Source organism: Streptomyces sp. NPDC051018, assembly GCF_044456085.1.
Lineage (GTDB): Bacteria > Actinomycetota > Actinomycetes > Streptomycetales > Streptomycetaceae > Streptomyces.
This window is the reverse complement of record NZ_JBITFN010000033.1, coordinates 53,920-63,709: the sequence shown is the minus strand read 5'-3', so window position 1 is coordinate 63,709 and position 9,790 is coordinate 53,920. Positions and strand designations below refer to the sequence as shown.

7 protein-coding genes are annotated in these 9,790 nt (G+C 70.7%); 6 read left to right on the top strand and 1 reads right to left on the bottom strand.

Annotated features, from left to right (window positions below; translation table 11 throughout):
• Positions 1 to 987: 987 nt before the first annotated feature.
• Entirely contained in the window at positions 988 to 1,488 is a 501-nt protein-coding gene (bldD, locus tag ACIBCM_RS33910; RefSeq protein WP_389277094.1) for a transcriptional regulator BldD, read from the bottom strand.
• 256 nt (positions 1,489 to 1,744) lie between these two features.
• On the opposite strand from bldD, the gene pyrR reads away from it, so the two are divergent.
• The 6 genes from pyrR to carB all read left to right on the top strand — a co-directional run bounded on the left by pyrR (position 1,745) and on the right by carB (position 9,759).
• Positions 1,745 to 2,323 (top strand): bifunctional pyr operon transcriptional regulator/uracil phosphoribosyltransferase PyrR, encoded by a 579-nt coding sequence (gene pyrR / locus ACIBCM_RS33905; protein ID WP_399250067.1) that lies wholly within the window; start codon positions 1,745 to 1,747, stop codon positions 2,321 to 2,323.
• Between the two features lie 148 nt (positions 2,324 to 2,471).
• Complete coding sequence (locus ACIBCM_RS33900; RefSeq protein WP_399250065.1) at positions 2,472 to 3,452, top strand: aspartate carbamoyltransferase catalytic subunit; 981 nt, start codon at positions 2,472 to 2,474, stop codon at positions 3,450 to 3,452.
• Positions 3,449 to 4,741, top strand: a complete 1,293-nt coding sequence (locus ACIBCM_RS33895; RefSeq protein WP_399250063.1) for a dihydroorotase — start codon at positions 3,449 to 3,451, stop codon at positions 4,739 to 4,741. The genes ACIBCM_RS33900 and ACIBCM_RS33895 overlap by 4 nt, the downstream gene beginning before the upstream one ends.
• Positions 4,738 to 5,310, top strand: coding sequence for a hypothetical protein (locus ACIBCM_RS33890; protein ID WP_399250061.1), 573 nt, complete (start codon positions 4,738 to 4,740; stop codon positions 5,308 to 5,310). The genes ACIBCM_RS33895 and ACIBCM_RS33890 overlap by 4 nt, the downstream gene beginning before the upstream one ends.
• Positions 5,307 to 6,458 carry a glutamine-hydrolyzing carbamoyl-phosphate synthase small subunit gene (gene carA, locus ACIBCM_RS33885; RefSeq protein ID WP_399250059.1) on the top strand — a complete coding sequence of 384 codons (1,152 nt, stop codon included), beginning with the start codon at positions 5,307 to 5,309 and terminating at the stop codon, positions 6,456 to 6,458. The genes ACIBCM_RS33890 and carA overlap by 4 nt, the downstream gene beginning before the upstream one ends.
• Positions 6,451 to 9,759 (top strand): carbamoyl-phosphate synthase large subunit, encoded by a 3,309-nt coding sequence (gene carB, locus ACIBCM_RS33880; protein WP_399250057.1) that lies wholly within the window; start codon positions 6,451 to 6,453, stop codon positions 9,757 to 9,759. Before carA ends, carB begins: the two co-directional genes overlap by 8 nt.
• The last annotated feature ends 31 nt before the right edge of the window (positions 9,760 to 9,790 follow it).

Below are 9,790 nucleotides of genomic sequence, written 5' to 3'. Positions count from 1 at the left end.
ACCCCCCAGGCCATGCGTTCGACAGGGGGAGAAAGTCATGCCAACTCCGGAGGCCGGGCGCCCCATTGCGGGGCCACCAAAAAGGTAATGGGGGGGCTGAGTGTGGGGCTGGTGGGGAGGGTGCGCGACCGGGCTGACCGGGAAGTGACTCGAACGTCTGCGCGGCAGCCGCGGGCCGAACGACCACGTGGAGTCACCGCGGATGACGGCATCCTCGGGCGCTCGACGGGGGTGAGGCCTGTGATCTGCCCGTCGGTCACGTGTGCGCGGTGGCAGATGCGTACGCCCGCAATGCCGGGTGCGTCGGAGCCGGTCCCGGGATCGGTGTCAGGTTGCTGGGGCGGCTGGGGCTGGCGAGGCGGGAGTTGTCCGGAATTCGATCGCCCCTGGAGGGGGAGCGGCCTTGCTTCCGGCGATCCTGTGCCGGAGGAAGAAGGGCCGGATCCGGGCCGTCCCGCGTACGGCGGGGGCCGGCCACTCGATCTCGCGCGCTCCGGGGCGGTGGGGGAGCGGACCGCGCCCCCACCGGAGGCGTTCACGAGCCGGGAGGCGATCCGGTCCTCGGGGCAGGTCGACGATCAGGCGTTCGGCGCTTGTGAGTGCGCCCGGGCTGTCTGGGAAAGCGCGGGTGCCGTGACGACGGGCCGGCTGGGTCCGTCGTTGCCGGAGGGGCGCCCTCGGCGCAGGCCCCGGGCAGCGGGTGTCCTCGGCCCGCGGGAGGGCCGGACAGGGGCGTCATGGGCTTGAGGAGAGCCAGGGGGCGCGTGGGCCCGGGGCGCGCTCCGTCAGGCTCCCGGGAATGGCCGGGGGTGCCGGGGCCGGTGGGGTGAATCCCGCGCAGGAGAGGCGGGAGGGATCCGGGCTGCCGATGGCAGGGGGGAGCCGCTTGGGCAGGGGGCGGCCAGGGGCCGCGCCCGTACCGCACCCAGGGGCGGCGACGGGCCGTGCCGCCCCTGGGGTGTGACGTTTCTCCTGGGTGGGGCGGGGTCAGCCGTCCTCGTGGGTGACGGCACGGCGCGCGTCCGCGTCCAGCACGCCCCAGCTGATCAGCTGCTCGGTGAGGACGGACGGCGACTGGTCGTAGATGACGGCGAGCGTGCGCAGGTCGTCCTGGCGGATCGACAGCACCTTGCCGTTGTAGTCGCCGCGCTGGGACTGGATCGTCGCGGCGTACCGCTGGAGCGGACCCGCCTTCTCGGCCGGCACATGTGCCAGGCGCTCCAGATCCAGAACGAGCTTCGGCGGCGGCTCGGCGGCCCCGCCCGGCGTCGTACCCGGCAGCAGTTCCTGCACCGGAACGCCGTAGAAGTCCGCCAGCTCGGCCAGTCGCTGCACGGTCACGGCGCGGTCACCGCGCTCGTACGACCCGACGACGACGGCCTTCCAGCGGCCCTGTGACTTCTCTTCCACGCCGTGGAGGGACAGCCCCTGCTGTGTGCGGATGGCGCGGAGCTTGGCCCCGAGCTGCTTTGCGTATTCGCTGGACATATAGCTCCCCGGACGCTGTGACAACGTGCGGCTCCGCCGCGCGGCTGGTAACTCACTGTGAGGTTACGCAGCGTTACTTGGACTCGTCAAGCCGAATGGGTCCAGTCCGGTCTGTTGTCATGATCGGGACCGGTTTATGGCCAGGTCCGGACCAGGGTGCCGACAAGCCCGGCAAAGCCCCCTGGTACCGTTGCGAACGTAATTCCGACGTCCTTTAAGGTCCGTCCCGTGAGGCGGAGAAGGAGGTCCGTTTCGTATGGACACAAACAATTCGGCCGGCAGCCCCGATTCGGCGCGCCCTGTTCTTGAGGCACCCGATATCGCGCGGGTACTGACCCGTATCGCCCACGAGATCGTCGAACGCGCGAAGGGCGCCGACGACGTGGTGCTCCTCGGTATTCCCACCCGGGGCGTCTTCCTCGCCCGCAGGCTCGCCGACAAGCTCGCGGAGATCACCGGGCGCACGATTCCGGTCGGCTCCCTCGACATCACGATGTACCGCGACGACCTGCGGCTGCGGCCCGCCCGCGCGCTGGCCCGTACCGACATCCCCGGTGACGGCGTCGACGGCAGACTGGTCGTGCTCGTCGACGATGTGCTCTTCTCCGGCCGCACCATCCGGGCCGCTCTCGACGCGCTCGGGGACATCGGCCGTCCCCGGGCCGTACAGCTCGCGGTCCTCGTCGACCGCGGCCACCGCGAACTGCCCATCCGCGCCGACTACGTCGGCAAGAACCTCCCCACATCGCTGCGGGAGACGGTCAAGGTCCAGCTCCTGGAGGAGGACGGCCGCGACACCGTGCTGCTCGGGGTGCGCGAGACCGCCACGCAGTAGCGCCCCCGCGGCCCCGCCACCCGGCGGGTACCGAGTGCCCGCACGCCCGGCGCCCGGGAGCGCGGCGGAGCCGGACACCCCAGGGGCCCGCCGCGTCCCGACCACCTCCCGACAGAGCAGCCAGAGCAGACAACCGGAGCCAAACCAGATGAAGCATCACCTCATCTCGGCCGCCGATCTCACCCGTGACGACGCCGTCCTCATCCTCGACACCGCCGAGGAGATGGCCCGCGTCGCCGACCGGCCGATCAAGAAGCTGCCCACCCTCCGCGGCCGTACCGTCGTCAACCTCTTCTTCGAGGACTCGACCCGGACCCGGATCTCCTTCGAGGCCGCCGCCAAGCGCCTCTCCGCCGATGTCATCAACTTCTCCGCCAAGGGCTCCTCGGTCTCCAAGGGCGAATCGCTCAAGGACACCGCGCTCACCCTGGAGGCGATGGGCGCCGACGCGGTCGTCATCCGCCACCACGCCTCCGGCGCCCCCTACCGGCTCGCGAACTCCGGCTGGATCGACGGTTCGGTCGTCAACGCCGGCGACGGCACCCATGAGCACCCGACGCAGGCCCTGCTCGACGCCTTCACCGTGCGCCGCCGGCTCGTCGGCCGGGACGCGGGGATCGGCCGCGATCTCGCCGGCCGCCGGATCACCGTCGTCGGCGACATCCTGCACAGCCGGGTCGCCCGCTCCAATGTGCTGCTGCTCAACACCCTCGGCGCCGAGGTCACCCTCGTCGCCCCGCCGACCCTGGTGCCCATCGGCGCCGAGAGCTGGCCCTGCGAGGTCTCGTACAGCCTGGACGACGTGCTGCCCAAGTCGGACGCCGTGATGATGCTGCGGGTGCAGCGAGAGCGGATGAACGCCGCCTTCTTCCCCACCGAGCGCGAGTACTCCCGCCGCTACGGCCTGGACGGGGACCGGATGGCACGGATGCCGGAGCATGCCGTGGTCATGCACCCCGGGCCGATGAACCGCGGTATGGAGATCACCGCAGAGGTCGCCGACTCCCCCCGCTGCACGGCCGTCGAACAGGTCGCCAACGGCGTCTCGATCCGGATGGCCGTCCTGTATCTGCTGCTCGGCGGAAACGAGCCCGCCGTCGCCCACTCGCGTCCCGAGGAGAACAAGTGACCACGAACAAGATCCTGATCCGCGGTGCCCGGGTGCTCGGCGGCGAGCCGCAGGACGTGCTGATCGACGGCGGGACCATCGCCGCGGTCACCGACGCGATCGAGCCCGGTGAGGCGTCCGTCGTCGAGGCGGCCGGGAAGATCCTGCTGCCCGGACTCGTCGACCTCCACACCCATCTGCGCGAGCCCGGGCGCGAGGACTCCGAGACCGTCCTCACCGGCACCAGGGCCGCCGCCGTCGGCGGATTCACCGCCGTGCACGCCATGGCCAACACCTTCCCCGTCGCCGACACCGCCGGAGTGGTCGAGCAGGTCTGGCGGCTCGGCAGGGAGTCCGGCTACTGCGACGTCCAGCCCGTCGGCGCCGTCACCGTCGGGCTGGAGGGCAAGCAGCTCGCCGAGCTGGGCGCGATGCACGACTCCGCCGCCGGGGTGAGGGTCTTCTCCGACGACGGCAAGTGCGTCGACGACGCCGTGATCATGCGCCGCGCGCTGGAGTACGTGAAGGCGTTCGACGGTGTCATCGCGCAGCACGCGCAGGAGCCCCGGCTGACCGAGGGCGCCCAGATGAACGAGGGCGTCGTCTCCGCCGAGCTGGGCCTCGGCGGCTGGCCCGCCGTCGCGGAGGAGTCGATCATCGCCCGCGATGTCCTCCTCGCCGCCCACGTCGGCTCGCGCGTCCACATCTGCCATCTGTCCACCGCCGGATCCGTAGAGATCGTGCGCTGGGCCAAGTCCAAGGGCTGGGACGTCACCGCCGAGGTCACCCCGCACCACCTCCTCCTCACCGACGAGCTGGTACGCAGCTACAACCCCGTCTACAAGGTGAACCCGCCGCTGCGCACCGAGACCGATGTGATGGCGCTGCGCGAGGCGCTCGCCGACGGGACCATCGACTGCGTCGCCACCGACCACGCCCCGCACCCGCACGAGGACAAGGACTGCGAATGGGGCGCGGCGGCCATGGGCATGGTGGGCCTGGAGACGGCCCTCTCCGTCGTCCAGGAGACGATGATCGAGACCGGTCTGCTCGACTGGGCGGGCGTCGCCGACCGGATGTCGTTCCGCCCCGCGCGCATCGGCCGGCTCGACGGCCACGGCCGTCCCGTCTCGGCAGGTGAGCCCGCGAACCTCACGCTCGTCGATCCGGCATACCGTGGAGCGGTGGACCCCGCGGGCTTCGCATCCCGCAGCCGCAACACCCCCTACGAGGGCCGTGAGCTGCCGGGACGCGTCACCCACACCTTCCTGCGGGGCCGGGCAACGGTCGTCGACGGGAACCTCGCGTGACATCTCTCATCACCATCGCAGCCCAGTACACCGCGGAGCGGAAGTCCGCGGAGGTGACCGACTGGGCCGCCCGTATCGGCTGGGTCGTCGGGCTGCTGATCTTCATCGCCCTCGTCTACTGGCTGATGCGGCAGGGCTGGAAGTGGCGCGGCAGCCTCCAGTCGGGCCTGCCGGAGCTGCCCACGGCGCCCGGAGACCCCGGCGAGCCGCGGCTGACGATGACCGGCCGCTACCACGGCTCCACCACGGCCGGCCAGTGGCTCGACCGGATCGTGGCCCATGGCCTCGGGGTCCGCTCGCGCGCCGGGCTCACCCTCACCGACGCGGGACTGGACGTCGTACGACCGGGGGCGGCGAGCTTCTTCATCCCCCGGGACGCCCTGCGCGAGGCCCGGCTCGACAAGGGCATCGCGGGCAAGGTCCTCGCCGAGGGCGGGCTCCTGATCGTCACCTGGGAGCACGGCGGCACCCTCGTCGACTCCGGTTTCCGCTCCGAGCGCGCGGCCGAGCACAACGACTGGGTCACCACACTGAACCACCTGATCAGCACGACGGAAGGCGCACGATGACCACCTCCACCCGGGGAACCTCCAGGGTTCCCGCCGTACTCGTCCTGGAGGACGGCCGCACCTTCCGCGGCCGCGCCTACGGGGCCGTGGGGGAGACCTTCGGCGAGGCCGTGTTCAACACCGGGATGACCGGCTACCAGGAGACGCTGACCGACCCCTCCTACCACCGCCAGGTCGTCGTGATGACCGCCCCGCACATCGGCAACACCGGGGTCAACGACGAGGACGACGAGTCGAGGCGCATCTGGGTCGCCGGCTACGTCGTACGCGACCCCGCCCGGATCCCGTCGAACTGGCGCTCCCGGCGCACCCTCGACGACGAGCTGTCCGCTCAGGGAGTCGTCGGCATCAGCGGGATCGACACCCGCGCCCTCACCCGCCATCTGCGCGAGCGCGGCGCCATGCGCGTCGGCATCTTCTCCGGTGACACCCTCCCCGACGAGACCACCCTGCTCGCCCGGGTCCAGGAGTCCCCCGAGATGAAGGGCGCCGACCTCTCCGCCGAGGTCGCCACCCGGGAGACGTACGTCGTCCCCGCGATCGGCGAGAAGCGGTTCACCGTCGCCGCCCTCGACCTCGGCATCAAGGGCATGACCCCGCACCGGATGGCCGAGCGCGGCATCGAGGTCCACGTCCTGCCCGCCACCGCCACCGCCGACGAGGTGTACGCGGTCCGGCCTGACGGGGTCTTCCTCTCCAACGGCCCCGGCGACCCCGCCACCGCCGACCTCACCGTGATCAAGGAGGTCCTGGAGCGCGGCACCCCGCTCTTCGGGATCTGCTTCGGCAACCAGCTCCTCGGCCGTGCCCTCGGCTTCGGCACCTACAAGCTGAAGTACGGCCACCGGGGCATCAACCAGCCCGTACAGGACCGAGCCACCGGCAAGGTCGAGGTCACCGCCCACAACCACGGATTCGCCGTCGACGCTCCGCTCGACCGGGTCTCCGACACCCCCTACGGCCGCGCCGAGGTCTCCCACGTCTGCCTCAACGACGACGTGGTCGAGGGCCTGAGGCTCCTCGACCGGCCGGCCTTCAGCGTCCAGTACCACCCCGAGGCGGCCGCGGGCCCGCACGACGCCGCGTACCTGTTCGACCGCTTCACGTCTTTGATGAACACCGTCCTGATGGAGGGCCAGCGTGCCTAAGCGCACCGACATCCAGTCCGTTCTGGTCATCGGATCCGGCCCGATCGTCATCGGTCAGGCCGCCGAGTTCGACTACTCTGGCACCCAGGCGTGCCGCGTCCTCAAGGCCGAGGGCCTGCGCGTCGTCCTGGTGAACTCCAACCCGGCGACGATCATGACCGACCCGGAGATCGCCGACGCCACCTACGTCGAGCCGATCACGCCGGAATTCGTCGAGAAGATCATCGCCAAGGAGCGCCCCGACGCACTGCTGCCCACCCTCGGCGGCCAGACCGCGCTCAACACCGCCATCGCCATGCACGAGCAGGGCGTACTGGAGAAGTACGGCGTCGAGCTGATCGGCGCCAACGTCGAGGCCATCAACAAGGGCGAGGACCGCGACCTCTTCAAGGGCGTCGTCGACGCGGTGCGCGAGAAGATCGGCCACGGCGAGTCCGCCCGTTCGGTGATCTGCCACTCCATGGAGGACGTCCTCGCGGGCGTGGAGACCCTCGGCGGCTACCCCGTCGTCGTCCGCCCCTCCTTCACCATGGGCGGTGCCGGGTCCGGCTTCGCCCACGACGAGGGCGAGCTGCGCCGGATCGCCGGACAGGGCCTCACGCTCTCCCCGACCACCGAGGTCCTCCTGGAGGAGTCCATCCTCGGCTGGAAGGAGTACGAGCTGGAGCTGATGCGCGACAAGCACGACAACGTCGTCGTGGTCTGCTCCATCGAGAACTTCGACCCCATGGGCGTGCACACCGGCGACTCCATCACCGTCGCCCCGGCGATGACGCTCACCGACCGGGAGTACCAGCGGCTGCGCGACATCGGCATCGCGATCATCCGCGAGGTCGGCGTCGACACCGGCGGCTGCAACATCCAGTTCGCCGTCGATCCCGACGACGGGCGGATCATCGTCATCGAGATGAACCCCCGGGTCTCCCGCTCCTCCGCGCTCGCCTCCAAGGCCACCGGCTTCCCCATCGCCAAGATCGCCGCGAAACTGGCCGTCGGCTACACCCTGGACGAGATCCCGAACGACATCACCGAGAAGACCCCGGCGTCCTTCGAGCCCACGCTCGACTACGTCGTGGTCAAGGCACCGCGCTTCGCCTTCGAGAAGTTCCCCTCCGCCGACGCGACCCTCACCACCACCATGAAGTCGGTCGGCGAGGCCATGGCGATCGGCCGCAACTTCACCGAGGCGCTCCAGAAGGCCCTGCGCTCCCTGGAGAAGAAGGGCAGCCAGTTCGACTTCACCGGCCCGGCCGGTGACAAGGACGAACGGCTGCGCGAGGCCGTACGCCCCACCGACGGCCGGATCAACGCCGTCATGCAGGCCATCCGCGCGGGCGCCACCCCGGAGGAGGTCTTCGACGCGACGAGGATCGACCCCTGGTTCACCGACCAGCTGTTCCTGATCAAGGAGCACGCGGACGAACTCGCCGCCGCCGACAAGCTCTCCCCCGAACTGCTGGCCGCGGCCAAGCGCCACGGCTTCTCCGACGCGCAGATCGCCGCCGTCAGGGGGCTGCGCGAGGACGTGGTCCGCGAGGTGCGGCACGCGCTCGGTATCCGCCCGGTCTACAAGACGGTCGACACCTGCGCCGCCGAGTTCGCCGCCAGGACGCCGTACTTCTACTCCTCGTACGACGAGGAGAGCGAGGTCGCCCCGCGCGAGAAGCCCGCCGTGATCATCCTCGGCTCGGGTCCCAACCGCATCGGCCAGGGCATCGAGTTCGACTACTCCTGCGTCCACGCCTCCTTCGCACTCAGCGACGCGGGCTACGAGACCGTGATGGTCAACTGCAACCCCGAGACCGTCTCCACCGACTACGACACCTCCGACCGGCTCTACTTCGAGCCGCTCACCCTGGAGGACGTCCTGGAGATCGTGCACGCGGAGGCACAGGCCGGACCCGTCGCGGGCGTGATCGTCCAGCTCGGCGGCCAGACCCCGCTCGGCCTCGCCCAGGCCCTCAAGGACAACGGCGTCCCCGTCGTCGGCACCCCGCCGGAGGCCATCCACGCCGCCGAGGACCGCGGAGCCTTCGGCCGCGTCCTCAAGGAGGCCGGACTCCCCGCCCCCAAGCACGGCACCGCCACCACCTTCGCCGAGGCCAGGGCCATCGCCGACGAGATCGGCTACCCCGTCCTCGTACGGCCCTCGTATGTTCTCGGCGGGCGCGGTATGGAGATCGTGTACGAGGAGACCCGCCTCCAGTCCTACATCGCCGAGTCCACCGAGATCGGCCCCAACCGGCCGGTCCTCGTCGACCGGTTCCTCGACGACGCCATCGAGATCGACGTCGACGCCCTGTACGACGGTGAGGAGCTGTACCTCGGCGGAGTGATGGAGCACATCGAGGAGGCCGGGATCCACTCCGGCGACTCGGCGTGCGCCCTGCCCCCGATCACCCTCGGCGGCTTCGACATCAAACGGCTGCGGGCCTCCACCGAGGCGATCGCGCGCGGGGTGGGCGTGCGCGGGCTGATCAACATCCAGTTCGCGCTCGCCGGGGACATCCTGTACGTCCTGGAGGCCAACCCGCGCGCCTCCCGGACCGTCCCCTTCACCTCCAAGGCCACCGCCGTACCCCTGGCGAAGGCCGCCGCCAGGATCTCGCTGGGCGCGACCGTCGCCGAGCTGCGCGCCGAGGGCCTCCTCCCGGCGAGCGGCGACGGCGGCACCCTGCCCATGGACGCGCCGATCTCGGTCAAGGAGGCCGTGATGCCGTGGTCGCGCTTCCGCGACATCCACGGCCGGGGCGTCGACACCGTCCTCGGCCCGGAGATGCGCTCCACCGGCGAGGTCATGGGCATCGACTCCGTCTTCGGCACGGCGTACGCCAAGTCCCAGTCGGGGGCGTACGGCCCGCTGCCCACCAAGGGCCGCGCCTTCATCTCCGTGGCCAACCGGGACAAGCGCTCGATGATCTTCCCGGCGCGTGAGCTGGTCGCCCACGGCTTCGAACTGCTCGCCACCTCCGGCACCGCAGAGGTCCTCAAGCGCAACGGCATCAGCGCCACCGTCGTACGCAAGCACAGCGAGGGCGAGGGGCCGAACGGCGAGAAGACCATCGTCCAGCTGATCCACGACGGTGATGTCGACCTCATCGTCAACACCCCGTACGGCACGGGCGGCCGGCTCGACGGCTACGACATCCGCACGGCCGCCGTCGCGCGCTCCGTCCCCTGCCTGACCACGGTCCAGGCCCTTGCCGCCGCCGTCCAGGGCATCGAGGCCCTCAGCCGCGGAGACATCGGCGTCCGCTCCCTCCAGGAACACGCCCGGCACCTGACCGCCGGACGCGACTAGTGATGCGCGGGGGGACACCGGAAACGGTGTC